At 67.8% G+C, this 25,345-nt stretch carries 25 protein-coding genes; 10 read left to right on the forward strand and 15 right to left on the reverse strand.

The window, feature by feature from the left end; translation table 11 throughout:
• Positions 1 to 26 precede the first annotated feature (26 nt).
• On the reverse strand, positions 27 to 1,187 hold the full coding sequence (locus tag ACY466_RS05235) for an SGNH/GDSL hydrolase family protein (protein ID WP_463250394.1): 1,161 nt from the start codon (positions 1,185 to 1,187) through the stop codon (positions 27 to 29).
• Positions 1,184 to 1,765 carry a TetR/AcrR family transcriptional regulator gene (locus ACY466_RS05240; RefSeq protein WP_463250396.1) on the reverse strand — a complete coding sequence of 194 codons (582 nt, stop codon included), beginning with the start codon at positions 1,763 to 1,765 and terminating at the stop codon, positions 1,184 to 1,186. The genes ACY466_RS05235 and ACY466_RS05240 overlap by 4 nt, the downstream gene beginning before the upstream one ends.
• A gap of 119 nt (positions 1,766 to 1,884) precedes the next feature.
• Between ACY466_RS05240 and ACY466_RS05245 the strand changes: the two genes are divergently transcribed.
• Positions 1,885 to 2,349 (forward strand): YdeI/OmpD-associated family protein, encoded by a 465-nt coding sequence (locus tag ACY466_RS05245; RefSeq protein ID WP_463250398.1) that lies wholly within the window; start codon positions 1,885 to 1,887, stop codon positions 2,347 to 2,349.
• A 104-nt stretch (positions 2,350 to 2,453) separates the two neighbouring features.
• Here ACY466_RS05245 and bla read toward each other — a convergent pair whose 3' ends face one another.
• Complete coding sequence (gene bla, locus ACY466_RS05250; RefSeq protein ID WP_463250400.1) at positions 2,454 to 3,404, reverse strand: class A beta-lactamase; 951 nt, start codon at positions 3,402 to 3,404, stop codon at positions 2,454 to 2,456.
• A gap of 213 nt (positions 3,405 to 3,617) precedes the next feature.
• Here bla and ACY466_RS05255 point away from each other — a divergent pair, with 213 nt between their 5' ends.
• On the forward strand, positions 3,618 to 4,340 hold the full coding sequence (locus ACY466_RS05255) for a 1-acyl-sn-glycerol-3-phosphate acyltransferase (protein WP_463250402.1): 723 nt from the start codon (positions 3,618 to 3,620) through the stop codon (positions 4,338 to 4,340).
• Positions 4,337 to 5,626: a carboxylesterase family protein gene (locus ACY466_RS05260; RefSeq protein ID WP_463250404.1), complete on the forward strand. Its 1,290-nt coding sequence runs from the start codon at positions 4,337 to 4,339 to the stop codon at positions 5,624 to 5,626. The genes ACY466_RS05255 and ACY466_RS05260 overlap by 4 nt, the downstream gene beginning before the upstream one ends.
• 325 nt (positions 5,627 to 5,951) lie before the next feature.
• Here ACY466_RS05260 and ACY466_RS05265 read toward each other — a convergent pair whose 3' ends face one another.
• The 3 genes from ACY466_RS05265 to ACY466_RS05275 are packed head-to-tail and all read right to left on the reverse strand — an operon-like array spanning position 5,952 to position 9,374.
• On the reverse strand, positions 5,952 to 7,772 hold the full coding sequence (locus tag ACY466_RS05265; protein ID WP_463250406.1) for an FAD-dependent monooxygenase: 1,821 nt from the start codon (positions 7,770 to 7,772) through the stop codon (positions 5,952 to 5,954).
• Positions 7,769 to 8,695, reverse strand: coding sequence for a fumarylacetoacetate hydrolase family protein (locus ACY466_RS05270; protein WP_463250408.1), 927 nt, complete (start codon positions 8,693 to 8,695; stop codon positions 7,769 to 7,771). Before ACY466_RS05270 ends, ACY466_RS05265 begins: the two co-directional genes overlap by 4 nt.
• A gap of 37 nt (positions 8,696 to 8,732) precedes the next feature.
• Complete coding sequence (locus ACY466_RS05275) at positions 8,733 to 9,374, reverse strand: VOC family protein (RefSeq protein WP_463250410.1); 642 nt, start codon at positions 9,372 to 9,374, stop codon at positions 8,733 to 8,735.
• A gap of 137 nt (positions 9,375 to 9,511) precedes the next feature.
• Between ACY466_RS05275 and ACY466_RS05280 the strand changes: the two genes are divergently transcribed.
• The 4 genes from ACY466_RS05280 to ACY466_RS05295 all read left to right on the forward strand — a co-directional run bounded on the left by ACY466_RS05280 (position 9,512) and on the right by ACY466_RS05295 (position 12,563).
• Positions 9,512 to 10,138: a TetR/AcrR family transcriptional regulator gene (locus ACY466_RS05280; RefSeq protein WP_463250412.1), complete on the forward strand. Its 627-nt coding sequence runs from the start codon at positions 9,512 to 9,514 to the stop codon at positions 10,136 to 10,138.
• Positions 10,139 to 10,291: 153 nt separating this feature from the next.
• Entirely contained in the window at positions 10,292 to 11,254 is a 963-nt protein-coding gene (locus tag ACY466_RS05285; RefSeq protein ID WP_463250414.1) for an acyl-CoA dehydrogenase, read from the forward strand.
• The gene (locus ACY466_RS05290) at positions 11,251 to 12,003 is read left to right on the forward strand and encodes a PIG-L deacetylase family protein (protein WP_463250416.1); all 753 of its coding nucleotides are present in this window, start codon (positions 11,251 to 11,253) and stop codon (positions 12,001 to 12,003) included. The genes ACY466_RS05285 and ACY466_RS05290 overlap by 4 nt, the downstream gene beginning before the upstream one ends.
• Positions 12,000 to 12,563 carry a class I SAM-dependent methyltransferase gene (locus ACY466_RS05295; protein ID WP_463250418.1) on the forward strand — a complete coding sequence of 188 codons (564 nt, stop codon included), beginning with the start codon at positions 12,000 to 12,002 and terminating at the stop codon, positions 12,561 to 12,563. The genes ACY466_RS05290 and ACY466_RS05295 overlap by 4 nt, the downstream gene beginning before the upstream one ends.
• 28 nt (positions 12,564 to 12,591) lie before the next feature.
• Here the strand turns inward: ACY466_RS05295 and ACY466_RS05300 are convergent, their stop codons facing one another.
• Positions 12,592 to 13,302: a glycosyltransferase family 2 protein gene (locus ACY466_RS05300; RefSeq protein WP_463250420.1), complete on the reverse strand. Its 711-nt coding sequence runs from the start codon at positions 13,300 to 13,302 to the stop codon at positions 12,592 to 12,594.
• Positions 13,303 to 13,367: 65 nt separating this feature from the next.
• Entirely contained in the window at positions 13,368 to 14,282 is a 915-nt protein-coding gene (locus tag ACY466_RS05305; RefSeq protein ID WP_463250422.1) for an alpha/beta fold hydrolase, read from the reverse strand.
• A gap of 591 nt (positions 14,283 to 14,873) precedes the next feature.
• Between ACY466_RS05305 and ACY466_RS05310 the strand changes: the two genes are divergently transcribed.
• Complete coding sequence (locus tag ACY466_RS05310) at positions 14,874 to 15,134, forward strand: hypothetical protein (protein WP_463250424.1); 261 nt, start codon at positions 14,874 to 14,876, stop codon at positions 15,132 to 15,134.
• Positions 15,135 to 15,258: 124 nt separating this feature from the next.
• Here the strand turns inward: ACY466_RS05310 and ACY466_RS05315 are convergent, their stop codons facing one another.
• Both ACY466_RS05315 and ACY466_RS05320 read right to left on the reverse strand, forming a co-directional pair.
• The gene (locus ACY466_RS05315; RefSeq protein WP_463250426.1) at positions 15,259 to 17,439 is read right to left on the reverse strand and encodes an EAL domain-containing protein; all 2,181 of its coding nucleotides are present in this window, start codon (positions 17,437 to 17,439) and stop codon (positions 15,259 to 15,261) included.
• Between the two features lie 308 nt (positions 17,440 to 17,747).
• Positions 17,748 to 18,926 carry an acyl-CoA dehydrogenase family protein gene (locus ACY466_RS05320; protein ID WP_463250428.1) on the reverse strand — a complete coding sequence of 393 codons (1,179 nt, stop codon included), beginning with the start codon at positions 18,924 to 18,926 and terminating at the stop codon, positions 17,748 to 17,750.
• A gap of 165 nt (positions 18,927 to 19,091) precedes the next feature.
• Here ACY466_RS05320 and ACY466_RS05325 point away from each other — a divergent pair, with 165 nt between their 5' ends.
• Positions 19,092 to 20,318 (forward strand): AI-2E family transporter, encoded by a 1,227-nt coding sequence (locus tag ACY466_RS05325; protein WP_463250430.1) that lies wholly within the window; start codon positions 19,092 to 19,094, stop codon positions 20,316 to 20,318.
• 24 nt (positions 20,319 to 20,342) lie between these two features.
• Here the strand turns inward: ACY466_RS05325 and ACY466_RS05330 are convergent, their stop codons facing one another.
• On the reverse strand, positions 20,343 to 21,221 hold the full coding sequence (locus tag ACY466_RS05330; protein ID WP_463250432.1) for a bile acid:sodium symporter family protein: 879 nt from the start codon (positions 21,219 to 21,221) through the stop codon (positions 20,343 to 20,345).
• A 157-nt stretch (positions 21,222 to 21,378) separates the two neighbouring features.
• The gene (locus tag ACY466_RS05335) at positions 21,379 to 22,305 is read right to left on the reverse strand and encodes an EamA family transporter (protein WP_463250434.1); all 927 of its coding nucleotides are present in this window, start codon (positions 22,303 to 22,305) and stop codon (positions 21,379 to 21,381) included.
• A gap of 70 nt (positions 22,306 to 22,375) precedes the next feature.
• Here ACY466_RS05335 and ACY466_RS05340 point away from each other — a divergent pair, with 70 nt between their 5' ends.
• Positions 22,376 to 23,254, forward strand: coding sequence for a LysR family transcriptional regulator (locus ACY466_RS05340; protein ID WP_463250436.1), 879 nt, complete (start codon positions 22,376 to 22,378; stop codon positions 23,252 to 23,254).
• A gap of 37 nt (positions 23,255 to 23,291) precedes the next feature.
• Here ACY466_RS05340 and ACY466_RS05345 read toward each other — a convergent pair whose 3' ends face one another.
• The 3 genes from ACY466_RS05345 to ACY466_RS05355 are packed head-to-tail and all read right to left on the reverse strand — an operon-like array spanning position 23,292 to position 25,344.
• Positions 23,292 to 24,017: a VIT1/CCC1 transporter family protein gene (locus tag ACY466_RS05345; protein ID WP_463250438.1), complete on the reverse strand. Its 726-nt coding sequence runs from the start codon at positions 24,015 to 24,017 to the stop codon at positions 23,292 to 23,294.
• Positions 24,014 to 24,922 carry a universal stress protein gene (locus tag ACY466_RS05350; RefSeq protein WP_463250440.1) on the reverse strand — a complete coding sequence of 303 codons (909 nt, stop codon included), beginning with the start codon at positions 24,920 to 24,922 and terminating at the stop codon, positions 24,014 to 24,016. Before ACY466_RS05350 ends, ACY466_RS05345 begins: the two co-directional genes overlap by 4 nt.
• A complete protein-coding gene (locus ACY466_RS05355; RefSeq protein WP_463250442.1) occupies positions 24,919 to 25,344 on the reverse strand; it encodes a cupin domain-containing protein in 426 nt (141 codons plus the stop codon). The genes ACY466_RS05350 and ACY466_RS05355 overlap by 4 nt, the downstream gene beginning before the upstream one ends.
• Position 25,345 lies beyond the last annotated feature (1 nt).

A 25,345-nucleotide genomic window follows, 5' to 3' on the forward strand; every position in this document is an offset into this window, starting at 1 on the left:
GAATCGCCGGATGCCCCGCCCGCGGATCAGCGGACTCGGTCTGCGCCGAACGCTCCTCCGTCACCGAACACCGCGTCCGCGAAGCGCTGCCCCATGACGGCGTGGGTCTCCGTGTCCGGGTGCAGGCCATCGGGGAGTGGGTGGTGCTGCGCGTCGTCCTCGCCGTACAGGGTGAGGCCGTCGAGGTGGTGCAGGTTCGGGTCGTCGGACCTGCTGTCCACGATCTCCTTCAGAGCGTCTCGGACGACGCGCAGCGTCAAGCGCCCCAACGAGGTATCGCCCGGCTCTCCGGTGGCGACGAACTGCACCGTGTCGGTGCCGAAGGTGGTGGGGTCGAATCCGCCGGGGCCGGGGGTGTCCTCGTGAATCCCGCAGTGGATGGGGGAGATCAGAAGCAGCGGCGTGGTGGGGTGACCGTCCCGGATGGTGTCCAGGAAGCCGTGCACGGCGGGAACGAAACTGCGGAGCCGCATGGAGTCGCGGTTGATCACGTTGAGTCCGAGTTTGACGCTGATCACGTCCGCCGGGGTGTCCCGCATGAACCGGGCCATGAACGGGTCCACCAACGCGCTGCCGCCGAACCCCGGGTTGTGCACCCGTACCCCGGCACGCAGAGCGGCGACGACGGGCCAGATGCGCGTCGGGCTCGTGGCGTTGGATCCGTGGCTGACGGAGCTCCCGTGGTGCAACCACAGTGGACCTTCGGGCGAAATCGGCTGCAGCGCATCGTCCGAACGCAGAGCGATCAGGTCGACCTGTTCGTTGTGGGGAAGCCAGATCTCGACGGTCTTGGGTCCGGCCGGGAAGTCGGTCGCGGTGACGACGTCGGAGGCCCCGGACTCGGAGGCGGTCGCGCCCGTGGCCATGTCGATCTCCCTGGTGTCCCCGCCGGCGAGGACGTGCGACTGGTGCAGAATGCCGTCCACCGTGACATCGACGGCGCCACGAGGGCGGGTCACGCCGCGATAGGTGATGCGCGTCGAGTGCACCTCCAGGGTGATGTGCGCGGCGGTGGTGACCACGGCGATCCGCACCCCGGACGGCTGCGATTCCATGAGGGCGAGCTGCGGATCGGCGTCCCGTTCTCGGATGCGACGGGGCAGCCGGTGCGGGCGGACGCCGCGCTCGGTGAGCTCCAGTTCGGCTGCGCCGCGGACGATGTCGTCGGTGAGACGGGTGGTGATCATGATTCCTTCATGCGGTTGTGCCACTGAGTGAGGAGGAAGTCCAGAGTGTCGATCAGTTCCGGCCACGACTGTTCCGCCGGTGGGCTGCTGTGCGCGAAGCTTCCGATGCGTTCGAGGTTCAGGAACCCGCCGAGCGCGCTGCCCATGATTCGGGTGGCGTGCGTGCGGTCGGGCCCCGTGATGTGGTACCCGAACAGGACGGCGTCGGTCACCTGCACGATGCGGCGCGCGGCGGCGGTGTCGACGGCGGCCCGTCCCGCACGCCGCTGCAGCGACGCCCATCGCCCCGGGTGCGCGATCGAGTACTCGCGGTGTGCGGTGGCGTAACCCACCAACGCATCCCTCCTCGATCGACCGGCGATCGCGTCGCCGATGTTCGCGGCGAGCTCACCGAGGGCCATAGCGGTGATCCCGTCTCGCAGGTCGGCAAGGTCCTTGACGTGCGAGTAGAGGCTCGGGGTCCGTACGCCGAAGGATCGAGCCACGGCCGCGAGGCTCAACGAGTCGAACCCCGTCGAGTCGGCGATTCTCGCACCGCGTTCGATCACAGCGGATCTGTCGAGGGTCGTCCTGGGCACGACGATCAGGCTATCATCACTAGGTGTTTGCCTATTGACCATAGGTTCGGTGAAGGGTAAAGTCCGATGGCTCGGCTACTCCGAATGTCGGGTGTGCACCGCCGACCAGACGCACGACCATGAGTGACCGCGTCCGGTTCGACGCTGTAGTCGAACCCCTGGTGTGGGGCAAGAACACGTACGCAATCATTCGTGTGCCGACCGAACTCGTCGATGCTGCCGCCCGCTGGCCCACCCGGCGAATCGATGGTGCGATCGATGGGCTGAGTCTCAACCTCGGGCTCAACAAGGCGGATCCGGATGTGCTGACCGGCACCTTCGTCTACGTCGGTGCCAGTCTGCAGCGCAGACTGGGTGTCACCCCGGGCGACCTCGTCTCGTGCGACTTCGCTCCCGCCGACCCCGACGTGGTGCCCTTGCCCGCGGACGTCGCCGAGGCGTTGGAGAACGCCGAGTGCATGTCCGTGTGGGAACGGAAGCGGGCCGCCGAGCGCCGCCAGTTGTTGGTGCCCATCGACAGCGCCGTCCGCGAGACCACCCGCGCTGCTCGGATCGCCCGATTGGTGCGCACGTTGGAGCCCTGACGCAGACGGTCCACGTGCAGAATCTGCACACAACCATCTCTCCCGCGTCACATCCGGCCCTGGGGGTCACGGTTGTGTGCAGCGGGTGCACGGACCTCGAGTGGTCACTCGACGGCGCGCAGCACGACGTCGGCCGCCGAGCTGACGAGGGCATCGTCGTATTCCGCTGACGGGTCGTTCATCTCGGTGAGGACGGTGACCACGAGGGGTGCACGGCCCGGCGGCGTGACGACGGCGATGTCGTTGCGGATGGGTCCCGCGCCACCGAACTTGTCGGCCACGATCCACCCGTCGGGCGCACCCGCTCGCACGAGCTGATCACCGGTCGGGTTCCCGCTCATCCAGTCGAGAAGAATCGCGCGATCGCCGCCGGTCAGGTAGTCGGATTCCAGCAGCGTGGCCAGGGCCGAGGTGAAGGCGGCCGGTGTGGTGGTGTCGGCGGTGGAACCGGGTTCGACGGTGTTCAGGTCCGGTTCCTCGTTGACCACCTCGGTCGTGGTGTCGCCGAGCAGCTCGAGCGCGTCGTCGAGACCCGCGGGTCCGCCGATCCGGGCGAGAACGAGGTTCGTCGCGGTGTTGTCGCTGTCCCGGACGGCCGCTTCAGCGAGTTCGATCGAGGTGAGCCCGGTGCCGATGCTTTCCGTGGTCACGGGTGAGTAACCCGCGCGGTCGATGTCGGAACTCGTCCACCGAACCAGTTCGTTTCGTTCGTCGACGGAGGTCCCGCGGAGGAACTCCGCCGCCGCGAACACCTTGACGGTGGAGGCGTACCCGAAGCGCTCGGAGTCGCGGTAGGCGACAGTCTCCCCGGTTCCGGTGTCCAACAAACCGATACCGACGCGTGCGTCGAACTGCTCTTCGAGGTCACCGAGGGCGGCTGCCACCTCGTCGGCAGCAGATCGTGCCGACGAGGTCGACACAGTGGTCGATTGCGATTGCGATTGCGATTGCGATTGCGATTGCGATTGCGATTGCGATTGCGGCACCGCGCACCCGGCGAGCGTGAGTGCGGCAGCCGCGGCAACGGCGATGGTCAGACGGGTCGGGGACTGCACGTGGCCTCCTGCTTCGGTCGGGGACTGGCTGTTCGCGTGGTCGTACGGCTCGTGACTTCATTGACTTCGAGTCAGAAATCGGGTGACGATAGCGTCACAGACACCTGCCTGGAGGCCGCGAATGACCACAGCTCGGAACGACGCCGACAGTACGGCCACCGTGCCGGCGGCACGACCGTGAGACCGCTCCCGAGGACCCTCGTCGGTTTCGGAGTGGCCGTCGCGCGCGTCTACAACCGGTTGGAGGTCTCGAACCGCGGCGAATTGCCGGACGGTCCCGTGCTGTTCGTGGCCAACCACGGCTTCGGCGGCATCGTCGATCTCAACCTGCTGGCGGTCGCCGCCGCGTACGAACGCCTGGGTGACGATCGTGATGTCGTCACCCTGACACACGCCATGGCGTGGAAGCTCGGGGTCGGACGGGTCATCGAAGAATTCGACGCCCGGCCCGCCGGCCATGGCACGGCGATGAAAGCGATCGGCGAAGGTAAGCACGTGCTGGTGTTTCCGGGAGGTGACATCGACGCGATGAAGCCGTGGAGCGATCGCAACAAGGTGTTGTTCTCGGGCAGAAGCGGTTTCGCGCGGCTTGCGATCGAAGCCGATGTCCCCATCGTCCCGATCGTGACGGCCGGGGCGTCCGAGTCGCTCTACGTACTCAGCAACGGTCAACGGCTCGCCGAGATGACCGGAGCCCGCAAGCTTCTGCGACTGCACTCGTTGCCGATCTCGCTTTCGGTGCCGTGGGGACTGAGTATCGGCCTGGCCGGGCTCCTGCCGTACCTGCCGCTCCCGACGAAACTGGTCACCACGATTCTGCCCACCATGAGGCCAGTCGACGGGGAGAGCGCCGAGTCGTTCGCCGACCGAGTACACGCTGCCATGCAGGACGAGATGACGGTGCTCACCCGCAACCGTCGCCCCGTGATCGGATGACGACACAGCCGGTGTCGGCGCGACGGACCATCACCGGAACCACCAGCGGAGACCTCGTCGCGATCGACGTCGACGGGGTGACGCATGCGCGCGGTATTCCCTACGCCACGGCGACGCGTTTCGAGACTGCCGAGCCCATCGACACCCCGAGAATCACTCGGGATGCCACCCGGCGCGGGCCGGCATGCATTCAGTTGCCCTCGCAACTCGACCCTGTCACGGGTCCGATGGTCGACGAGCTCGCGCAGAGCGAGGACTGTCTGGTGTTGTCCGTGACCGCTCCGACTGCGGCGCAGAACTTTCCGGTCATGGTGTGGCTCCACGGCGGCGGATACGTCTCCGGTGGCGGGGAAGCGCAGAAGTACGACGCCGACGAGCTCGCGCGAGAAGGCATCGTGGTCGTCCGTGTCACTTTTCGGCTCGGCGGATTCGGATACCTGACCCCGAAAGGTGTGGGACACAGCAATCTCGGTGTGCGCGATCAGATCGAAGCCCTGCGGTGGGTGTCGACCAACATCGGTCGGTTCGGCGGCAATCCTCGCGAGGTGACCCTGTTCGGTCAGTCGGCGGGCGGCGATGCGATCCTCGCGCTGATGGAGTGCGAGTCGGCCGAAGGACTGTTCTCCCGAGCCATCGTGCAGAGCGCGCCGCTCGGGTTGCGATCCGGTCGTGCGGCTCTGTACCGGACCGCGAGGAAGGCATTCACGGACCATTTTCGTACGGATCCCATCACCGCGCCGGCATCGACCGTGCTGGATGCGGAAGTGGCCGTGACGCGTGCGGTGCGGCGGTTCGGTGCGGCGGGTGGGATGCCGTTCGGTCCGATCGGCGATCGGGAACCTATGCGCGCCGATGCCCTGCATCGGAGCGCGGCCCGCGTCGAGCTCCTGATCGGTCACACCAGGGACGACGCGGCACCGTTCGTGGACATCGTCTCGACCGCGTTGTGGTTGAACAGGTTCGGGCCGATCAGCACCGCACTCACCGCGCCTGTCGTTCGACTCGTGACCACCCTGCTGTTCGGAGTGGACGGGATGGTCAAGCTGTGGCGCCGCGCCGGCGGCCGGGTGGCGACGTACCGGGTCGACTGGGCGCCGTCCGGTGCGCCGCTGGGCGCGTGTCACTGCATCGAGCTGCCCCTGCTGTTCGGCGATGCGTGGTCGAACTCCCCGATGCTGGCCGGCCACGCACCGCCGCGAGAGTTGGCTGCCCGGATGCGTCGAACGTGGGCCGATTTCGCCAGGGGAGGGGTGGCGGCTCTGCCGACCCCGTTCCTGATCTTCTGAAGCTCCGGTGAGCGCGCAGTCGGCGGAACACGATCTCCCGCTCGGGCGGCCGAGACGCGGCAGCGCCTCGTCGACACCGCGGTCGCCCTCTTCGCCGAGAACGATGACGAGAAGGTCGGCGTCGTCGAAATCTCCAAGGAAGCCGGCGTTGCCCTCGGGCTGCTCTTCCAGCGGACCCCGAGGTATGGCAGGTGTTCGAGGACGCCCGCACCGGGGTGCTCGAAGCGGCGGCGAGTGTCCTCGGTCTGGATCCGCAGAACCACGTCCAGGTCACCGTGGGTATCTTGCGGTCGGCGCGCGTTCTGGACCCGTCTCTCGAGGTCGATCAGGCGGTCGATGCTCTTGTCGGCGGTGTGGGCCGAACCGATCCGGCGTAGAACGATCCCCACTGCTCGTCGACGAAATCGACGAGGGACTGCGCCGCCTCGTCGGCGGGCCGCGTCGAGCGCCAGACCACGTGACCGTCGGGGCGCACGAGAACGGCGCCGAGTTCTCCCACCTCGTACAGGTCGATCAGGTGATCGCGGTCCGCACCGGTCGGCGGCGAGATGCCGACGACCGTGACACCCGGCGCACCGGCGCGTCGAGTCGCACCGTCGAGGCGGTCCGCCCAGTCGTCCTCGGCGAAGGTGAAGAGCGTCAGCGCGTTTCGATCGACGAGGTCGTGGGCCGGCACGGTTGCACCCTCGATCGACAGGTTCGCATGGGGCAGGCGTGCGCCGGGGTACGTCGTCGGGCGGTAGTCGACGACGTCTTCGGTCGGCTTCGTGGCGGAGTCCCGAGCGACGAGGGGCCCACCGTACAGGTATCCGAATTGCAGTCCGGTGGAGACGAAATGCTCGACCTGACCGGGGACTGCGTCGGCGATCTCCCGTCGCAATTCGGCCGAACCGCGGGCGTCGGGGCGAAGGCGGGCCGAACGGGCCATCTTCAGGCGCATCGCGGCAGCGGCCAGCGGGGCGAGGATTCTTCCCGGCACGGCGGCGAGCGGCCTGCGGGCAACGGCACGGGTGGCCTTCGCGAGCGCCGCATTGGTGATGCCGACGCGCGACCCGATGTCGTCCATCCGGAAGTGATTGGCCACGCTTTGATCGGCGAATTTCTCCACCACGGGCCGCCGTTCGACGTCGTACGTGTCCAGGAGGTCGGCCGTTGCCCTTCCGGACAGGACTGCGTCGAGCTTCCACGCCACGTTGTGGGCATCCTGCACGCCGGAGTTCAGGCCGAATCCTCCGGTGTGGGGAAAGCGGTGGGCGGCGTCACCCAGCAGGAGCAGCCGGCCGCGCCGGAAGGTCTCCGCGATCTGGGACGTCATCACCCACGTTCCCGTGGACTCGAGCTCGACGTCGTTGTCGCCCAGCACCGTCGGCAGCATGCGTTGCCAGTACCGGCGACTGTTCGCCGCGATCTCCTGTTCCGGATGGAGGTATGCGGTCATGAGGATGTATCGATGGTCGGCGTGCGCGATCAGGACACCGCAGAGGTCCGGGGTGTAGATCCAGCTCAGCAGCGGCCGGGCGTCGTCGGGAAAGATCGTGGCGCAGGTGAAGAACGCGCTACCCATGTTCGCGAGCACGGGGCCCGTCAGATCGATGCCCGCAGCGGTGCGGACGGCGCTGTTCGCTCCGTCGCACGCCAGAACGTACTGGGTGTCGAGTTCGACGGCGCGGTCCGACGTTGCCGTCACGCGCGCGCGGTCGGAGCCGGACTCGACGGTCTCCACGGTGTGACCCCGTCGAAAATCGACGAGGGGTTCGGCGTCCAACGCGTCCCACAGAACGGGCATCAGGAGGTGCTGACCGACGTGCGAGACCATGAACGGGCTCTGGCTCTCCACCTCGGCTTTGCGTGCGGGGTCGGACAGCAGGTCGATCGATCCGATGGGTCCGTCGGACAGGTTCCCGAACCAACTGATGAGATTGACCTCGTTGTGGGGTGGAGACATGGCCGCGATCGACCCGGCCAGTCGGGGATCGTATTCGTTCCAGATCTCCAGGCTGCGCGCGTTGATCACGTGCGCGGCCGGGTGGAAGAGCGGTTCCGTACGCCGTTCGAGCACGACGCTGCGAATCCCCCTGCGAGCGAGCAGCAGTGCGGCCGTCGCCCCCGCGGGGCCGGCACCGATCACGACGACCGGCGCGGTCACCGAACGATCGTCTCTTGCGTGCCGAGATCGATGGAGCCGTCGGCGGTGGAGATGGATGCGGTGACGACGTCGTCGACCGAGAGGTAGTCGGGGTTCTTCTCCTGGCGAGCGAAGAACAGTTTCCATTTGAGTGCCGGCGGAATCAGTTCGCCGATCTTCTGGATCAGCGCCGGGGGTGCCGAGATGGCCGTACCCACCGGGGTTCCGGTCAGCAACACGTCGCCCGCCGTCATGTTCTGGAACCGTGCGAGGCGGGTCAGCGCGTCGGCAGGCGGGGTGATCAGATCGTCGCCGATGACCTGGTCCTGGCGGATCTCACCGTTGACCGCGAGGGTCAGGCGCAATTCGGGGAGTCGTGCGAGTTCGGCGCTGTCGAGGAGAACCAGCCGGGGTCCCAGCGGAGTGAAGGTGGGGTACGACTTGCTCTCGTACACCTGGGTTCTGGTCAACTGGATCTCGCGGGCGGACACATCGTTGGCGACGACGAATCCGGCGACGTACGTGGAGAGCGTGGCGTCGGTGATCGTGGTGCCGATCGGGATGTCCGCTCCAACCACCACCCCCAGTTCGATCTCGTAATCCAGCAGGGTCACGTGGGCCGGCTGTCGGATGGGGTCGTACGGACCACTGATGGATGCGGACGACTTGCGGAAGAACGTCGGCTGCAGCGTGTCCGGGTCTGCTCCCGTGTCGAGTGCGTGCGAGCGATAGTTGAGCAACTGCGCCACGACGCGGCAGGGCGCGGTGACGGGGGAGAGCAGGTCGAGATCGTGCACCGGCACAGCCGAGCCCGCGGCGCTGTCGATGGCATCGCGATCGGCGAGAAGGGCGCGGGTGCTCTCGGCTGCGGTGTCGATGCGGACGGCTCGGTCGCCGTCGAGTCGGAACCAGCCGTCGACGGTACGAACGACGTTCACGGACATGAGAATCGGCCTCCTGATGGGTCGACGGGTCGGTGGATCAGAGGGTCGTGGGGGTGATGGTCTTCTTGTTCGCCACGATGCGTCGACCGGGCCGTGTTCCCGCCTCGCGGCGTCGGAGTTCCTCGTGGGTGGCGCCGTTGCGCAGCCGGCTCAGCAGATAATCCGGGTCGATGTTCACGCCGATGGGATTGCTGGCGAACTCCTCGGTGAAGAAGAAGGCGGCGGTGTTCTCCGGATCGAAGTTCTCTACTTGGAACTCGAGCCGCACCCCGTCGGGATCCTCGTAGTACAACGAGATCGTCGGGCCGTGATTGATGGCCCACACGGGCCGGATGCCGAGGCGCTTCAACCGCACGTAGTTCTCCAGCAGTCGCTCGAGGGAGGTGAACGTCAGTGCGATGTGGTCGATCCCGTAGGCCTTGCGTCGAAACCTGGCCAGCGGGAACAGGAATCGCACGGGTCGAGGTACCGGGATGATCGCGAGTCGGTGCGATTCGTCGTCCCAGGTGAGGAAGGTGATACCGCTGTCCTCGTAGGCGATCGTCGCTCCGAACACCGTGCCGTACCACTCGACCAACTCGTCCCGGCGAGCGGATTTCACCACCCAGTGAGCGATGTAGTCGGGTGCGACACGCGCTGGGGTGGCCACGTCGGCGCGGAGTTCGTTCGGTGTCGTCATCGTCTCGCCCCTCGATGGTGATCGGCGTCGGTTGTCTCGGCCGACGGTACGACGAACTTGACTGTCAGTCAATAATTTGAACATCGGTCAAAAACCGGTCCCGTGCTGTTGTGCGAGGTCCGATACTGTCGGCAGCAATGGCGACGAATCGATCTCCGAGCAGCGGTCAACCGCGCCGCGCGGCGGCCGGTCCACGCCGCGACCGCCGGCAAGCGCTCATCGACGCGGCAATCGATGCGATCTCCGAGGGATCCGACGCCGACATCAGCGCCGCGGCCATCTCCCGCCGCGCCGGCGTGGCGCACGGGCTGCTCTTCTACTACTTCACCGACAAGCAAGGCCTGGTTGCGGCAGCGCTGACCGACATCCTGGGCAAACTCGCGGCTCATCAAGGCCCGCTGCCGGACGAGCGCACGACGCGTGCGCGGCTCGAGGGATTCGTGCGGCGCCACCTCGAGTTCCTCGAGAAGTATCGAGCGGCCTACGACGCGGTGGCACGCGAAGGCGTCCTGGGTGATCCAGAGGTCGCGAGAGCCATCGACGATGCCCGTGACGCGGGTGCCCTACAGGTCGCTCGGCTGGTGGGGCTCGACGAGCCGATGACCCCACTGCTTCGTACCGCGGTGCGTGGGTGGGTCGGCTTTCTCGATACCGCCGCGGACGACTACTTCGATCGCGGCGACGTCGATCTGCACCAGGTGGTGACACTGGCGGTGGATTCGCTGCTCGCCGTCGTCGAGTCGGCCGGGCGTATCGACAGGTGATTCCCCGGCTCCTCGATTCTGCGAACGACACTGCATTGTGCGCCCGAATCATCGGCCGCGGACAACTGTTTCGGTTGCAGAATCGCCGAGTGGGCGCTCGAGCCCGTGAAACTGGGTACCCGACGGACTCGACGACATTTCCGAGAGGCCCACGTGAGACACGACATCGGTAGCAGTGCCCCGGCCGCGGTCCGAACAATCCTGGCCGACACCGGCGACCTTCCGTTGCCGGGGTCCGGCGGCACCCGTGAGCGATGGGCGATGTTGGCCGCATGGACCCGCGCGGATGCGGTGGTGGGCCGACTCCTCGAAGCGCACCACGACGCCGCGGCGATCCTCGCCGAGGCCGGATCCGATGCCGTCGTGCCGGGGCAGGTGTGGGGCGTCTGGGCGGCCGAGGCGCCACCACCGCTCGAGGCGACGCGGCGGTCCGACGGCTCGTGGTCGCTGTCGGGCCGCAAACTGTGGTGCTCGGGCGCGCACAGTTGTACGCATGCACTCGTCACCGCGCACGCCGACGGTGTCTCGCGCCTCTTCGCTGCCGATCTGACGCGGAACACCGTTCGGCCCGAACCCGATTCGTGGCATGCGGTGGGGATGAGTGCGAGTGATTCGGGATCGGTGCTGTTCGACGACACGCACGCCGTGACGATCGGCAGCGCGGACTTCTACACCGGGCGAGCCGGCTTCTGGCACGGAGCCATCGGGGTGGCAGCGTGCTGGTTCGGGGCCGCTCAGGGCGTCGCGGAACCGCTGTACCGCCGGGCGGCCGAGGGTCGCGCCGGGCCACACGCGCTTGCCCATCTCGGTGCCGTCGACGCGTCTTTGCACGCCTGCGCCGCCACCGTCGACGCCGCGGCTCGCGAGATCGACGAGAACCCCGGGTCCACGGACGATGCGCGCATTCGCGCACTGCGGGTGCGGTCCGTCGTCGAACGCGCCGCCACCGAGGTGCTCGACCGAGTGGGCCGAGCCCTCGGCGCCGCGCCCCTGGGCCAGGACGAAGCCCACGCCCGACGCGTGGCGGATCTGACGACGTACCTGCGGCAGTCTCACGCCGAGGGTGATCTCGAATCCCTCGGCCGCGCGGTCGCCGCGGGGGAGGTCCCACGATGAGCGTGGAGCGGTTCGCGGCGGAGCCGATCGCCGCCCGGGGCACCTCGGAAGCGGACTGGCAGCATGCCGGAACCACGTTTCCCGTCCTCGACGACAGTGCGTGCACCCACCTGGTGATCGTCGCTCCGCATCCAGACGACGAAGTGCTCGGAGTGGGCGGCTGGGCCGCGTCCATGGCGGCGTCCGGCACCGCGGTCACCGTCGTCGCCGTGACGGACGGCGGCGCGTCCCACGTCGCCACCGCCGCTCGGTCGCGCGTCGATCTCGAACGGTTGCGGGTCGCGGAAAGTGATGCAGCGCTGATGGATCTCGGAGTCCACCGCTGCGTGCGGCTCGGTCTGCCCGACGGAGACGTCGGGGCGCACGAGACCGAGCTGGCCCAGCGACTGCACGAGGTGCTGGTCTCCCTCGGGAGCGCCGAAGGGCTGTGGTGTGCCGCGACGTTGCGCACCGACGGTCATCCCGATCACGAGGCCGTGGGCCGCGCGTCGGCCGCAGCCGCGGCATCGGCCGGGTGCGTGCTCGTCGAGTATCCGGTGTGGATGTGGCACTGGGCGGAGCCCGGTGACGCCGCGGTGCCGTGGTCGGCGGCGCGCACCGTGCTGCTGAACGACGATGCCCGCGCCCGAAAGAGCCGTGCCGTCAGCAGATTTCGCACCCAGACGATTCCCGAGGGTGACGCCTACGCGATCCTGCCACCGTGGGTGCTCGCTCGGTTGACCCGTCCGCACGAGACGGTGTTCGGATGAGCGGGATGCCGGGGAGCTTCTTCGACCGGATGTACGAGGCCGATCCCGACCCGTGGGGATTCGAAACCCGATGGTACGAGCGACGCAAGTACGCCCTGACGACGGCGATGCTTCCGGACGAGCACTACGGCCGAGCCTTCGAACCGGGCTGTTCGGTGGGAGTCCTCACCGAGTTGCTCGCGGCGCGCTGCGACCACGTGCTCTCCACGGACATCGCCGAGGCGCCCCTCGCCCGCGCGCGTTCCCGCGGCATCGTCAACGCCACGTTCCGTCGCGAGTCACTGCACGACGGATGGCCGGACGGCCCCTTCGACCTCGTGGTCCTCAGCGAGATGTGTTACTACGTCGACCCGCCCGATCTCGGCGCACTGGCTGCCTCCGCCGTCGCGGTGACGGCTCCACGCGGCGTTATCCTCGTTGCCCACTGGCGTCACGACGTTCCGGAGTATCCGAGTACTGCCGAGCAGGTGCACACCGCGTTTCGATCGGCCGAAGGAATGGCCCTCGTCGCCGAGTACCGGGACGACGACGTGCTGATCGACGTCTTCCGCGTTCGGTGAATCCGGCGGCATGTTCGAGTGATGAGGGTCAGACGATGGCGACCGATGAATCGTCGGGGTCCGTCATGGCATCGAGGAACGAGGCGAAGCCGCCCGGAGTTCTGGTGCTGCTGCGCGCCGAGGTGATCACGGACGGTGCACCCGCGTCGCTGATGCGATAACCCCGTCGGTCGAGACGGTCGACGAGATCGCCGTCTTCGTGTTCGGCCAACGCGTGAAAGCCGCCGACAGCCCAATACGCATCTGCCCGCACGGCCAGGTTCGCGCCGTGGACGTGTCGAACACCCGCCCGCTGTTCGGCCGCGTATCCGAGTTGATAGCGGCGAGCCAGGTCCGGCGATCGGCCCGACCACCGGGCCACTCTCACCGGGCCGGGGACCACGTGGGCGTCGCGGGCGCACGCGATGATCGATCGGAAGTGATCGCGGGCCACCACCGAATCGGCGTCGGTGTTCACGTACCAGGTCGACGCGCTCCCCGACGACGCGTGAGCCCGGAACCCGGCGGCACGCGCGGACCCGACGTTGCGGACGTCCGTGACGATGCGGTGCACATCGGGTCCCACCACACCGGTGGTGCCGTCGTGACAGGAATCCAGTACCACCACGATCCACACCGGAACGGGTGACAACGCCCGCGCGGCCCGCAGGGACGTCAGGCATCGAGGCAGCAGGTCGACCTCGTCGTGTGCGGGGATCACGACGACCATGCGGTCGGGTCGAACCGGGGTGAAGTGCACGTACGAGAGATTCCCGGAACCGGTGCGCCTCAACCAGGCCGGCGCCCGGGGTGATGCTCGACCGCTCAGCGAGCGGCGCGGCCGAGGAAATCGACCACGAGTTCGGCAACTCGCTGTGGCTGTTCCACCTGGAGGAAGTGGCCTGCGCCCGCGACCGTGCGTGCTCGACTACCGGCGGGCATCGTCGCGTCGGCGAGCGCCGTCCACTCCGGGAGGACACAGCCGTCGTCACCGCCGTGAAGGTAGAGCATCGGGACGGTGCTGGGCTTCAGCACCGCCCGTTGCGCCCGGCGATACGTCGCGGGCACGGTCCACGGGCGGGCGGCGTGTCGGTAGTAGCGGAGCACCTCGGTACGTCGGGCCTCGATCGCCGACCATGCCGCGTCGAGGTCGGCGCCGGCGTCGTGTCCGGGAGACCATCGCCGCCACAGGAGCGGAACCAGTTGCGGCAGTGCGCGTTCGGAGACGATGGGAAGTTGCTGGAAGGCGATGTACCAACTCGACGCGAGTTGGCGAGCCACGCGGGACGCGACCGCACTCGGTCCGCCGCGGCGTGAGGTGAACGCCGAGAACGGAGGAACGGCCATGGTGACCACGCGCCGGAACGGCTGATCGGCGAGTCCGGCCACGGCGTGCGCCGCGACCGCACCCCAGTCGTGTCCGATCAGGACGGATCGCTCGTCCCCGCCGAGCAGTCCGTGTAGTTCGATGGCGTCGTGGGCGAGAGCGCCGATGTGAAACGAGCCGTCGGTGGGCGGGCCGCTGGGTGCGTAGCCGCGGGTGAAGGGGGCGACGACGCGGTAGCCGGCGTCGACGAGCGTCGGGGCCAGGCCCCGCCACGACCGAGGCGAGTCCGGGTACCCGTGCAGCAGGAGTGCGAGGGGTGCGTCGTCGGGACCCCAAGCCAGCGCGGCGAAGTCGACGAACTCTCCTGCGACCCGAATGGTTCGACATTCGTCCGACCGTTCCGGGTTCGTCATGCGGATCAATCTAGCCGGTGGCGAAACACATCGAGCCGACCACGTGCGCCGTGGTCGGCTCGATGCGGTGGTGCTGGGTCGACGATCAGCTGAAGAAGCTGAGTCCGTCGATCAAGGATCCGGCGCCGCCGAAGATGTCGGACAGCGCGCCCAGGAAGTCGACGAAGCTCGCGAGGTCGGTGATCATGTGCTCTCCCAGTGTTGTGAAGCGATCCGTGATCGGTCACGGTTCGATGTGCGGGCCATTTGTACCGAGCACAAGTTTCGGCATGCGGTACGGCCGGCAACCGGCGCGTGGGATGTCGGTGAACGGCAGGTGAATCAGATCGGCGAGACGACCAGCAGGTTGGCCCAGTACGACGCGTCGATGTTGCCGAGGTAGGGGAGAAGTGCGTCGAAAAGGATGTAGGACATCGGAATTGCTCCAGGTTCGAGGGATGTGCCGGCTCGGTCGACCGGCAGCGTCAGTCTGACACCGAGGAACGAGTCGCACAGATCGGCCCCGGGGAGGTCCTCGATTGTTCATCTTCGGTACATCCGCGCGTGTCCGTTCACCCGGCTGCGAGCCCGGTGCGGCCGCATACTGATGTCATGCCCGCCGATGCCCACCTGTCCGAGTCGCACCGCGTGATCGCGCACGCGACACAGTGGTTGCCTTTCGGTGGTCCGAGCGCCGAGGACATTCTCGTGACGTTCGGCGTGACGCCGTCGATCTACTTCCGGCGACTCCGAGACGTGCTCACGTCCGTCGGTGACACGTTCGTCCCCGACGACTCGACCAGGAATGCGCTCGTGGAGTTGTGCGTCCGCCGAATCCGCGCCGGGGACGGGTACGTCTACGACCCGATCTGAGCCGGGTCGGGTACCAGGGCCCAGCTTCTGCGTACGAAATGTCCTACTGCGAGCGACATTGCGCGAGCAGATTCGTATTTCGGTCGCAGAATCGCCGGTGCGCCATCGACGGTCGAATGGGTCGTCACGGCCGAACCACGTGCAGCGGCGGAGCCGTTGCCGGCGCACCGACGTCGGCCTCGATCGTGTAGCCGGGCAGCATGCGGCGCATCATCGATCGGGCGGCCGCAACGACGGTCCGACGGTCGTAGGTGTGCAGGAATTCGAATCGGCGATCGTCGTCGTCCCCCGTGTCACCCACGTCGCGCGCGATGAGTGCCGCGAAGTAGTGGTGGCCGACGACGGTGATGGTCCACTCGCGGGCGAAAGCCTCGGTGGGTAGGAGGTTCGCCCCCCGAACTCCGGGGGCGGGAACCTCGCTCATCCCGACGCCCAGCGCGGCCACGAACGGGTTCGCTTCCGCCATCGTGCGATAACGCCGCGCGATGACCGGACCGAAGTGAGTCGCACTCTGGAACGACGCCAGGATGGTCAGCGGCTCGGGGGAGGCCATCGCCTGATCCTCGATCTGTCGGGTGAGGGCCAACACCAGCGGTTTGCGACCGACGGCGGGAGGTGAGTGGTCGAACGCCACGCTGGGAACCGACAGCACCGGGACGTCGGATCGTGCGGTGGCCGAACGGCGCCGGGACTCCGACCACACCGGCGGGGTGAGTGCGTCGGACGCGGTGGCCGGTAGCGCGGACGGTCGTCCGAACAGGTAGCCCTGACCCAGGGTGCATCCGTAGGCGTGCGCGCGGTCGAGGTGCTCGACGTTTTCGATGCCCTCCGCCAGCAGCACCGCTCCGGTCGCTTCGACGTGGGCGCGCACGGACGCGAGGATGCGCGCCTGATCGGGTGTCGGATCCTGTTGTACGAGAGTGTGATCGAGCTTGATGATGTCCGGCGAGATGAACTCCAGCAGCGTCAACGAGTCGGGGTTGGCCCCGACGTCGTCCAGCGCGATGGCACACCCCTCGGCCCGTGCTCGATCGACCTGTCGCAGTAGCGCGCCGGGGTCGGCCAGCAGCGACCGTTCGGTGAGCTCGACGACGACGGACAGTTTCTCGGTCGCGGCGCGAACGAGGGCATGTGCGTAGGCGGGGACGTTGTCGAGGCTGTGGGGTTCGATGTTCAGGAACAGGGTGGTCTCGGAGGTCAGACCGGCTGCGAGGGCTCCCTCGATCGCCGCCAGACGCGACGCCCAGTCCACGTCCAGGAGCGCACCACGCGCCGCGGCGGTGGCGAACACGGCGGCGGGATCGACGGCCGGGAGATGAGGCCACCGGGCGAGCGCCTCGTATCCGATGACGCCACGGGTCTTCAGATCGACGATCGGTTGGTAGACGGGCTGCACCGACTGAGGTTCGGCCAGAACGGCATCGACGGCCACATCGGTGGGCGTGGGCCCGTCGAGAGCCGGGCGCCGCTTCGAGGAGAACGAGCGCGTACCGACCGTCGTCGTGGCCCGAGCAGCGTGCCGACGGCGGTAGAGATCGTGGTCCGCGCGCTCTACGGCGGCGGCCACTGTGGTCGATCGTGAGGCCAGAGCGGTGCCGCACGTGACCGACACACCTTCCTCCAGACGTAGCGCAGCGTCGATGGCCTCGATGCGATCGAGAACGTTGTGTTCCGCGACACCGACGACGGCGAATACGAACTCGTCGCCGCCGAATCGAACGAGTACGTCCTCGACGCGCAGATGGGCGCGAACGGTGTCGGCGACGCGGCGCAGTATACGGTCGCCCTCGGTGTGCCCCTGACTGTCGTTGATGGCCTTGAGGCCGTCGACGTCGAGAAAGCACACCACCATCGACTGGCCCGTGAGCCGGGCGGTCTCGAAATCGTGCTCGAGTTCCACGATTCCGGCGTTGCGCAGATAGGCACCGGTCAGCTCGTCCGTCGCCGAGCGTCGGCGGTCGGTCGCCGCGGCCACCCGATCGGCGCGAGCGGCCATGCGGTCGGCGAGCGCACGTTCGCGGTCGAGTGCCGCGGCACGGCGGGCGTCCCGCGAGCGGGTCCGCCAGCTCTCGCCCCCGGGCACCTCGATGTCGTCGAGGCGCTCGTTCTCGCGGTCGCGTGATTCGGCGTCGACGTCGTCGCGGGCCGCGCGCGCGTCACGGGCTGCGGCGCGCTGGTCACGCTCGTCGACCGCCGAGCGCACACGGAGCGGGGTGTCGACACCCGGGGCGTCGATACCCGAGATGTCGCGGCTCGCGGCTGCACGGGCGTCGTCGTCGTTCGGACTGGGTCGATCGAACGTCATGGCGTGTCCATGCGGCGGGGCCGCAGTGTGCGTGTCGTGATCGCACCGGCCGTCGAGAACGATTCTCGAGTAATCATGGAGCCTGCGGCGCACCGCATGTCATCGTGTGTGCGACGAATTCGGGCAGGGACGGTCAGAGTTGTCCGGCGGCGATCACGCTCACGTCGACGCGACCCGCTCGAGGCGGCGCCGACGGCCCGGTTTCGACTGTTTTTCCAGTCGAGGTGAATATACCCCGCGTGTTGTGTCGGCGCCGCGTGTGCGGCGGCGGAATCTCGGCCCGAGATGCCGTATTCGTGCGGGCCGAATCATGCTCGGCGTTTCTGCTCCGCCCGGATCAATCCGCCGCCGATTATCAGCCGCTGAATTTCGCTGGTGCCCTCGTAGAGCCGAAGCAGCCGCACGTCGCGATAGATTCGCTCGACGGGAACCTCCCGCATGTAGCCCGCACCGCCGTGGATCTGCACGGCGAGATCGGCCACCTGCCCCACCATCTCCGTACAGAACAGCTTGACGGCCGACGGGGCGATGCGGCGATCGGTGTTCTGCACCCACGCACGCGCCGCGTCGCGCACCATGGCGCGTCCGGCCATGACGCCGGTCTGCTGGTCGGCGATCATCGCCTGCACCAGTTGGAAGTTGCCGATCGATTCGCCGCCCTGCGTGGCCGACGCGGCGTGAGACACCGATTCGTCCAGTGCCCGCTGCGCTTGCCCCACCGACAGCGCCGCGATGTGCACGCGGCCGCGGGCCAAGGATGTCATCGCCGCCCGGTAGCCGACGTCGCCGCTGCCTCCGACGAGCGCGTCGGGTCCGACGCGGACTCCGGTGAAGGTCACGTCGGCCGTGCCCGATCCCTGCTGCCCCATCTTCGCGTCCTTCGCACCGACCTCGACGCCGGCAGTGTCGGCCGGAACGAGAAACACGGCGATGCCATGACCGGCCTCGGGTGGCGGATCCATCTTCGCGAAGACGAGGAACAGATCGGCGATGGGTGCATTGGTGATGTACTGCTTGGCGCCGTCGATCACCCAGTTGTCACCGTCGGCGCGGGCGGTGGTGCGCAGACCCGCAGGATTGGATCCGGCTCCGGGCTCGGTGAGAGCAAAAGACGCCACGACCTCACCCGACGCCATGGCGGGGAGCCACTCCGCTTTCTGCTCCTCGGTGCCGAACCCCACGAGTACCTGGCCGGCGATGCCGTTGTTGGTCCCGAACATCGAGCGCAGCGACAGCGTCGTGTAGCCGAGCTCCATGGCCAGTTCGACGTCCTGAACGAGGTCGAGCCCGAGACCACCCCACTCCTGCGGGATCGCGTAACCGAACAACCCCATCTCGGCCGACTGCGCGCGCAGGTCCGCCGGAATGGCGTCCGTGTTCATGATCTCGAGTTCACGGGGGACAACGCGGGACCGAACGAAGTGCGTGACCTGCTTCAGTACGTCTGCGAAAACGTCGTCCGGAACGTCGGGATTCAGCGTGTCCATGCCCTCACTATCGATCACCGATTCGGATCGGTCCACCACCTTCGTCGGATTCGCCACCACCCCCGCGCCCGCGCACGGCACCGGCCTCGCGTGCGAGGCTGGTGGCCGACATCGTTCGACCGTGTCCTGCCCCCAGCCCGAGTGCCGACCCGTGAAAGGGACCCGATGTCCGAGAACGATCCGTCCCGCCGCACCCGCAGCACCCTCGTCTCGTCGGGCGGAATGTGGCTCGCCCGGTGGTCGGGAATCGCCATCCTCGTCGCCGGATTGCTCTGGTTGCTCGGCTGGCTCGTCGGGCAACTGTGGATCATCGTCCTCCCCGTGTTGCTCGCGCTCATCGTGTGCACCGTGCTGTGGCCCGTCACGCGGTGGCTCCGCGGCCGCAAGGCACCGCCCGCGTTGGCGTCCCTGGTGTCGCTGCTCGGTTTCCTCGGCATTCTCGGTGGCGTCGTCGCCTTCATCGTGCCCTCGGTCAGAGACCAGGCACCCGAGTTGGCCGACAGCGCGACACAGGGCATCGGTCAGGTGCAGGAATGGTTGGAGGGTCCTCCGGTCAACCTCGACGACTCCCAGATCGACCAGGCGGTTCAGACGCTCGCCGATCAGCTCGAAGGCAGCGGCGAGGTTATCGCGTCGGGTGTGTTCGCCGGATTCTCCACCGTCGGGACCATGCTGGTCACCCTGGGTCTGACCTTGGTGCTGACGTTCTTCTTTCTCAAGGACGGGCCGCGCTTCCTTCCGTGGATGCACGGATTCGCGGGACGGGGAGCGGGTGGTCACCTCGCCGAGGTGATGCGCCGGATGTGGGACACGCTCGGTGGCTTCATACGAACGCAGGCGGTGGTGAGCGCGATCGACGCGATCGGCATCGGCATCGGCCTGTTGGTGCTCGGCGTTCCGCTCGTGCCGGTTCTGGTGACGCTGACGTTCCTCGGTGGATTCATTCCGATCGTCGGCGCGTTCGTCGCCGGGGGTCTCGCGGTCCTCGTCGCGCTGGTGGCCAACGGCTTCACCACCGCGCTGATCGTGTTGGCCGTCATCGTGGTGGTGCAGCAGGTCGAGAGCAATCTGCTGCAACCGGTTCTCCAGAGCAAGTCCATGAATCTGCACCCCACGATCGTGCTGCTCGCGGTCTCGGCCGGCGCGTCGATCTTCGGGATCATCGGTGCGTTCCTCGCGGTGCCCGCCGCCGCGGTGGCGGCGGTGCTCGCCCGGTACGTGAACGAGCAGATCGAGGTGCGTTCGGACGAGGACCCGGGGGCCAACGACATCGCCGAGAAGGTGCACGAGGACATCGGCCACGACGACGGTGACCCACCGGTCGTGGTGCACGAGGAGGACTCGAAGTTCGCTCCCGAACCGTCACGGAAAGGCGCTGCCGCGGACGACTGACGTCTGCGCGCTCGGCAGGACCGCTCAGCCGGGGACCCCGCTCGTCGTCCTCCGGGCACGCCGGGTGACGAGGTAACCGAACACCGTGGCCAACACGTACATCAGGAACGAGTAGACGGCGGCCGGGATCGCGACCTCGGTGCTTCCGAGCACACTCAACGCCACGGTGAGGGCGACGGTGGTGTTGTGGATGCCGATCTCCATCGAGATGGCGATGGACTGCGGCTCACCCATCTTCAGCAGTCGGGCGGCGCCGTATCCGATGCCGAGGCTGGCCAGGCAGAACAGCCCCGTCACGAGGCCCACCTGTTGCACGTACTCGAGTACGTTCTCCCTCTCGCCGAGCAGAGCGCCGACGGCTACCAACACCAGGACGACGATCGAGAAAATGCGAACCGGTCGATCCGCGCGCTCGGCGAAGGCCAGGGAGCGATTCCGCACCAGCATTCCGAGGGCCACCGGGATCAACACGATGGCGATGACCTGAACGATCTTGCCGAACTGCAGCCCCAGTTCGCCCTCGGCGTCGAAGTAGGCGATCGCGAAGTTGGTGATGACGGGAATCGTGACCGCAGCGAGTACCGAATTCACCGCGGTCAGAGTGATGTTCAGCGCGACGTCCCCGCGGAACAGGTGCGAGAACAGGTTCGCCGTCGTCCCGCCCGGCGAGGCCGCCAACAGCATGACGCCGACCGCCAGCAGTGGCGGCAGGTCGAAGGCCAGGATCAACCCGAACGCGACGACGGGCAGGACGAGAATCTGCAGAACGAGGGCGATCACGACGGCCCGCGGCGAGCGCGCCGTGCGTCGGAAATCGTCGACGGTCAGCGACAGTCCGAGGCCGAACATGATGATCCCGAGGGCGATGGGCAGAAACGTCGAGATCAGTACCGAGTCGTCCATGAAATCCTCTCGATGCGCCGAACCGTGAGACGAGTGTGCGGCATATGTCCGATCCCGGCCGCGTGTTCGGCACAATGGCTCGCACAGAGACTGCACACCACCACCGCCCCGGAGTCACATTCGGCCCGGTACGGGACGGTTGTGTGCAGCTGGTGCTTCAGCCGTGCGAGGTGGGCGGCGGTATCCGCAGCGCCGGGGGAGCGGACGGCGGGGCGGCCACGACGACCGCGTTCCCCACCACGATGAGACCGAGTGCGGCGAACTCCCACGCCGTCAGCTGCTGCCCCAGGACCACCCACCCGCTGAGCGCCGCCCACACCGGAGCGAGGCTCGCGAGAGTGCCGAACGTGCCGGGTCGTACCCGCCGAAGGCTGATCATGTCCGCGGCGAACGGCACCGTGGAGGCGAGGACGCCGCACACCGCGGCCAGCATCAGTGCGTGCGCATCGGGTGGTCGGTGCGCGAACCACACCGCGGCGATCGGCACCCACATGACGGCCGACAGAACGGCTGCCGCCGAGGTGCCCCGGAGCCCGGCGAACTGTTGTCCCACGCGGCGATTGAGCAGAATGTAGCTCGCCCAGCCGGTCGCGGCCAGAAGACCGGACGCGATGCCCGGGTAGTCCGTCGAGGTGCCGGGGCCGACGAGGATCACCACTCCGACCCCGGCGACGACGGCGCATCCCAGGTCGATCCGACGCCGCGACGCGACGATCGCCACCGCCAGCGGGCCGAGGAACTCGAGAGTCACCGCCAACCCGAGCCCGATGCGTTCCACCGCGAAATACAGGCTCGCGTTCATCCCCCCGAAGACCACGGCGAGTGCCAGGACGGGCCAGAACTGCTGCGCCGTCATCGTCCGGAATCGGGGCCTGACGGCGGCGCCCAGAATGAGGGCGGTCACGATCTGACGCACCGCCACCACCCCGACCGACCCGATCGCGGGAAATGCGAGCGCACCGATCGCCGCGCCGGCCTGATTGCTGGCGGACCCCGTCATCGCGGCGCCGATACCCACCGCACGTTGGCGGGGAGTCACGGGGCCGTCCGGTGGAGCAGTCATCCGCACGTTGGTCTCGGTCATGACAGCGACGATAAGTCGCGTCGACGTGATACCTGAAATGCATATCGCTCCTCCGGTATACGCTTTGGTTATGACGTGGACGGTGCGCGACGTGAGGTATTTCGTGACGGTCGCCGACGCCAATTCGTTCACCGATGCGGCGTACGACCTGGGGGTATCGCAGGCCGCCGTGTCACGAGGAATTTCCGCCCTCGAACAGCGACTCGGCGATCGACTGCTGCGTCGCACTCCGCACGGGTGCGAGCTCAGCGCGTTCGGGGCGGAACTCCTTCCCCAGGCCCGACGCGTGCTGGCCGAGCTGTCGAAATTGGACGAGTTGGCCCTCACGCGACACACCCGGCTACGACTCGGCTACGCGTGGGCGGCGGTGGGCGCGCACACCACCCCGCTCCTGCGGAACTGGCCGCGCGATCATCCGGAGGTCGAACTCCAACTCGTGCGGCACAATTCGCACACCGCCGGTCTGCTCGAAGGGTTCTGCGACGTCGCCGTCGTGCGCACCCCGGTGGAGGAATCGCGGTTCGACTCGGTGGTGATCGGGCTCGAGCGTCGGGTGGCGGCGTTCGCGGCCGACGACGCCGAATGGCGTCGACGCAGGACCCTCACGATGGCCGAGATCGCCCGCCGCACTCTGGTTCTCGATCCCCGCACCGGAACCACCACCCCCGATCTGTGGCGGAACGACGACCGGCCGACCACCGTCGTGGAGACCTCCCACGTCGAGGAGTGGCTCGACGCCATCGCCACCGGCCGAGCCGTCGGAACCACCTCGGAGGCGACGGCGTCGCACCACCCGAGATCCGGTATCTCCTACCGTCCGATCAAGGACGGACCGCGGGTGCCGGTGTACCTGACGTGGTGGCGGGGCGATTCACCCGGCGGGCTCGCGGCGCTGATCGAGACGCTGACTGCGCTGTACTCCGGGCCGCGTGGCGCCGTCGGCCGGTGACGGCGCAGCCTCCAAGCGGCAGTGTCATGCGGCGATGTCACAGCACCGCGACACCCACGAGTTGACCGATGGCGTAGGTGGCGATCATGGCCAGGGCGCCACCCGCAACGATGCGCGTCACGGCCGGTCGGCGCCGGGCGCCGCCCAAGCGGGCGCTCAGTGCACCGGTGAGTGCGAGGGCGAGCAGCACGACGGCGAACGTCACGGGGATCCGAATGCCCATCGGGGCAAGCAGAATCGCGAGGAGGGGCAACAGTGCTCCGCTCACGAACGCCACGGCGGAGGACAGCGCGGCGTGCCACGGGTTCGTGAGTGCCTCCGGATCGATACCGAGTTCGATGTCGACGTGTGCGGCGAAGGGGTCGTGGTCCGTGAGCTCGCGGGCGACCGTCCAGGACGTCTCGGGTGAGAGTCCCTTCGCCTCGTACAGTGCGGCAAGCTCTTCGAGCTCTTGATCGGGCTCGTCGCGGAGTTCGCGTCGCTCCTTGTCGAGCAACGATCGTTCGGCGTCACGTTGACTGCTGACGGAGACATACTCACCGAGAGCCATCGATACCGCGCCCGCGACCAGCCCGGCGACGCCGGCGGCGACCAGCGGGCCGTTGTCCGTGCTCGCCGCGGCGACGCCGACCACCAATCCGGCCGTCGACACGATGCCGTCGTTGGCGCCCAGGACGCCTGCGCGCAGCCAGTTGAGTCGCCCGGCGAAGTTGCCGTGGGGTTCACTCGCGTGTGTTTCCGGGGAACGCTGATCGTCGGTCATCGTCTCCGATCATCCTCCGTCGAGGGCACGATCACCACCGGCACGCGTGCGCGGTGTGCGACCGCCCGCCCGGTGGAGCCGAGCAGGAGAGCGGTGAAACCGCCGCGTCCACGAGTTCCGAGAACGACCATCTGCGCGGATTCCGCCGCCAGCAGGAGCTCCTTCGCCGGACTGTTCCGTACGACCGTGCGGTGGACCCGGACGTCGGGGTACTCCTCCTGATATCCGGCGAGAGTTTCCGCGAGAAACAGTGATTCGGCGTTCTCGAGGTCGAGCACGCTGGGGTACGCGTGTGTGAACACAGCGAGGTCGGTGTCGTCCGCGTCGCTCCAGGCGTGGACCGCGACCAGGTCGGCGCCGCGCCGAGAGGCTTCGTCGAACGCCCACCGCACGGCCGGGCGGGATCGCGCCGAGCCGTCGACACCGACGACGACCGGCCCGGTCGATCGAAGCGCACCGCGGTCGGGTGAATGTCTCACGATCGCCACGGGGCACGCCCCGTGAGCGGCGAGTGCGGTACTGACGGATCCCATCAGCGATCCCGCCAATCGGCCGAGTCCCCGCGCACCGACCACCATCATCAGCGCTGTCGAGGAGTACTCGACCAGGGTTTTCGCCGGGGCGCCGTGTTCGAGGTGGGTCGACACGGTGACTCCGGTGTCCCCGACGGTGTTCCGGGCCAGCTCTGCGGCCGCGGAGAGTGCGTTCTCCACCTCCGGTTCCGAGTCCCGGGGGGCTCCCATCAACAGTGTGAAATCGTCCGTGAGGGTCCCCGTCGACAGCAGCACGGACGACACGATCCGCAGGGGCACCTGACGGTCGACTGCCTCCGCAGCCGCCCATCGAACGGCGTCGAGGGCTTCGGGGGACCCGTCGATTCCGACGACGACGGGGAGCGAGATCACGCGCGCGGAGGTTCGTCGGCGCCGGATGCCTCGGCTGCATCCGCGTCCGCCTTGGTCGCGTACGACCCGTTCGCGGCGTGTTCGGGCGGGCTGTAGACCGTGTAGAGAACCAGTGGCTCGTCGCCGGTGTTCCGGAAGTTGTGGCGCGCGCCTGCTGCCACCGCACAGAGATCACCCGACTCGACGACGTGGGTGTGACCGTTGAGTGTCGCCTCACCGGTACCGGAGACGAAAGTGAGGATCTGGTCGGTGTTCTCGTGCACCTCGCTTCCGATCTCACCCCCGACGGGAATGGTCATCACCACGATCTGAGCGTGCTCACCGGTCCACAGAACCTTGCGGAAATCGGGGTTCGCCCGTGCTGCATCCGCGATCGTGTAGTGCTCGACGTTGCCTTCGATGGAGAAACTCTGCGTGGTCATG

This window comes from Rhodococcus sp. K11/5 (assembly GCF_055193735.1).

Bases quoted from the DNA above. Each gene is read 5' to 3' on its own strand.
- ACY466_RS05235 (WP_463250394.1), bottom strand. From the start codon at position 1,187: ATGATCACCACCCGTCTCACCGACGACATCGTCCGCGGCGCAGCCGAA.
- ACY466_RS05245 (WP_463250398.1), top strand. From the start codon at position 1,885: ATGAGTGACCGCGTCCGGTTCGACGCTGTAGTCGAACCCCTGGTGTGG.
- ACY466_RS05260 (WP_463250404.1), top strand. From the start codon at position 4,337: ATGACGACACAGCCGGTGTCGGCGCGACGGACCATCACCGGAACCACC.
- ACY466_RS05270 (WP_463250408.1), bottom strand. From the start codon at position 8,695: ATGTCCGTGAACGTCGTTCGTACCGTCGACGGCTGGTTCCGACTCGAC.
- ACY466_RS05275 (WP_463250410.1), bottom strand. From the start codon at position 9,374: ATGACGACACCGAACGAACTCCGCGCCGACGTGGCCACCCCAGCGCGT.
- ACY466_RS05280 (WP_463250412.1), top strand. From the start codon at position 9,512: ATGGCGACGAATCGATCTCCGAGCAGCGGTCAACCGCGCCGCGCGGCG.
- ACY466_RS05290 (WP_463250416.1), top strand. From the start codon at position 11,251: ATGAGCGTGGAGCGGTTCGCGGCGGAGCCGATCGCCGCCCGGGGCACC.
- ACY466_RS05295 (WP_463250418.1), top strand. From the start codon at position 12,000: ATGAGCGGGATGCCGGGGAGCTTCTTCGACCGGATGTACGAGGCCGAT.
- ACY466_RS05305 (WP_463250422.1), bottom strand. From the start codon at position 14,282: ATGACGAACCCGGAACGGTCGGACGAATGTCGAACCATTCGGGTCGCA.
- ACY466_RS05310 (WP_463250424.1), top strand. From the start codon at position 14,874: ATGCCCGCCGATGCCCACCTGTCCGAGTCGCACCGCGTGATCGCGCAC.
- ACY466_RS05315 (WP_463250426.1), bottom strand. From the start codon at position 17,439: ATGACGTTCGATCGACCCAGTCCGAACGACGACGACGCCCGTGCAGCC.
- ACY466_RS05320 (WP_463250428.1), bottom strand. From the start codon at position 18,926: ATGGACACGCTGAATCCCGACGTTCCGGACGACGTTTTCGCAGACGTA.
- ACY466_RS05325 (WP_463250430.1), top strand. From the start codon at position 19,092: ATGTCCGAGAACGATCCGTCCCGCCGCACCCGCAGCACCCTCGTCTCG.
- ACY466_RS05330 (WP_463250432.1), bottom strand. From the start codon at position 21,221: ATGGACGACTCGGTACTGATCTCGACGTTTCTGCCCATCGCCCTCGGG.
- ACY466_RS05335 (WP_463250434.1), bottom strand. From the start codon at position 22,305: ATGACCGAGACCAACGTGCGGATGACTGCTCCACCGGACGGCCCCGTG.
- ACY466_RS05340 (WP_463250436.1), top strand. From the start codon at position 22,376: ATGACGTGGACGGTGCGCGACGTGAGGTATTTCGTGACGGTCGCCGAC.
- ACY466_RS05345 (WP_463250438.1), bottom strand. From the start codon at position 24,017: ATGACCGACGATCAGCGTTCCCCGGAAACACACGCGAGTGAACCCCAC.
- ACY466_RS05355 (WP_463250442.1), bottom strand. From the start codon at position 25,344: ATGACCACGCAGAGTTTCTCCATCGAAGGCAACGTCGAGCACTACACG.